The organism is Nonomuraea sp. NPDC050404 (genome assembly GCF_040655495.1).
Classification (GTDB): Bacteria; Actinomycetota; Actinomycetes; order Streptosporangiales; family Streptosporangiaceae; genus Nonomuraea.
The window spans coordinates 1-2,258 of sequence record NZ_JBFAKB010000085.1; the positions used below are offsets into that span (position 1 = coordinate 1).

Consider the following 2,258-nt stretch of genomic DNA (forward strand, 5'->3'; position numbering starts at 1 on the left):
GGCCCAGCCGCAGCGCCAGCGGCGATGACGGTGAGCGCAGTCGGCGAGCGAGCAGTGGCCGCCGGAACCAACACCGGCATCATCCAGACCGGCGACAAAGCCCGCGCCGAGCGGTGAGCATCCCTCCGCCGGAGCACCCCTCTGCGTCCGCCCACGGAGCGCGCTCGGTGAGCGTGGGTGGGAGCAACTGGGGCGCCATCCTGACCGGCGACTACGCCTCGGCGACCATCGTGCAGACAACCGGCCCAGCCCCACAGGCCCTAGCCGGTCTGCCGGCCGCACCGGTCGGCTTCGTCGGCCGCGCGGATGCCCTGGAGAAGGTGCTGGCCTTCTTGGACCCGGCAAGTGAGAGTGCGCCGGGGGTCGTGGTGTCGGCAGTGGCGGGGATGGCCGGAGTCGGCAAGACCGCGCTCGCACTGATGGCCGCCCACCAGGCGATGGAGCAGGGCTGGTTCGGTGGCGGGGTGTTCTTCATCGACCTGCGCGGCTACACTCCCGACCCTGGCGAACGCGTCCACGCCGCCGCGGCGGCGGGACAGTTGCTGCGGGCGATGGGCATCCGCGACACCGACCTGCCGCCGACTGGTGAGGAGCAACTGGGCTTGTATCGGTCGGTGCTGACTGAACGGGCCCGCGAGGGGCTGCCGGTGCTGGTGGTGGCCGACAACGCCGCCGTCACCGGCCAGGTTGAGCCGCTGCTGCCTGCCCAGCCGTCTCACCGGCTGCTGATCACCTCGCGGCACACGTTGGCACTGCCCGCTCGCCTGGTCGACTTGGCCATGCTGTCCGAGGCTGACGCTGTTGACCTGCTGCGCACCGCGCTACAGGCCGGGCGGACCGATCCGCGCGTAGACGCCGATTCCGAACCCTTAAGGGAGATCGCCTGGTTGTGCGGGCGGCTGCCGCTGGCGTTGCAGATCATCGCCGCCCTGCTGCGCGCCGAACCCGGCCGGCCGCTGGCCGAGATGGCTGCCGAGCTGGCCGACGCTCAGCAGCGGCTGGATGCCTTGGACAGCGGAGATCGTGACCAGCACGGCCGTCCGCTGGCGGTTCGGGCCGCGTTCGACCTGTCCTACCAGCACCTGCTGGCCGACCAGCCGGAACAGGCGCTGCTGTTTCGGCTGCTGCCGCTCAACCCCGGCCCGGACATTTCGCTCCAGGCCGCTGCCACCCTGAGCGGCGCTTCGGAGCCGGTGACGCGCCGACAACTGGCCGCACTGACCCGGGCCCACCTGCTCACCATCCCGATCACCGGCCGGTGGGGCATGCACGACCTGGTCCGCCTGTACGCCGACCAACACGGCCGCGCCCAAGCAGCCAACGACGAACGCGAGCAGGCGCTGGACCGGCTGCTGAAGCTCTACCTGTACACCGCCGACGCCGCTGACGACCACCTGCGCGCCCTGCCCGGCCAGGCTGTCTCGGACCGCTTCACCGGAAGAGACGATGCCATGAACTGGTTCGACGCCGAACGCGCCAACCTCGTCGCCGCCGTCGCTCTGGCCCAAGCCACCGGGCGCCACGACCTCGCGCACCGTCTGCCGGCCTGCCTGAACGTCTACCTGTCCTGGCGACGCACCCTCGACGATCTTCTGACCGTCGACACCATCGCGGTTACCGCCAGCAACCAGCTCGGCGACCGCCACCGTGAAGGCACAACGCTGGGCAACCTCGGCGTGGCCCTGCGCGAGGTGCGGCGCTTCGATGAGGCCATCACTGCCCACCAGCAGGCCGTATCCATCTTCCGCGAGCTCGGCGACCGCCACGGCGAAGGCACAACGCTGAACAACCTCGGCGTGGCCCTGCGCGAGGTGCGGCACTTCGATGAGGCCATCACCGTCCTTCACGACGCCGCCACCATCTACCGCGAGCTCGGCGACCGCCACGGCGAAGGCCAGGCGCAGAACGGCCTCGGCCTCGTCCTGCAGGAGGTGCGGCACTTCGATGAGGCCATCACTGCCCACCAGCAGGCCGTATCCATCTTCCGCAAGCTCGGCGACCGCCACGGCGAAGGCCAGGCGCTTGGCAACCTCGGCGTGGCCCTGCGCGAGGTGCGGCACTTCGATGAGGCCATCACTGCCCACCAGCAGGCCGTATCCATCTTCCGCGAGCTCGGCGACCGCCACGGCGAAGGCCAGGCGCTGACCAACCTCGGCCTCGCCTTGGGCCAGGTGCGGCACTTCGATGAGGCCATCACCGCCCACCAGCAGGCCGTATCCATCTTCCGCAAGCTCGGCGACCGCCACGGCGAAGGCCAG

General features: G+C 70.5%; 1 protein-coding gene. It reads left to right on the forward strand.

Annotation, left to right across the window (positions count from 1 at the left end):
* Positions 1 to 167 precede the first annotated feature (167 nt).
* The coding region (locus AB0I81_RS63915) for a tetratricopeptide repeat protein (protein ID WP_360680664.1) at positions 168 to 2,258 on the forward strand (2,091 nt) is incomplete at its 3' end.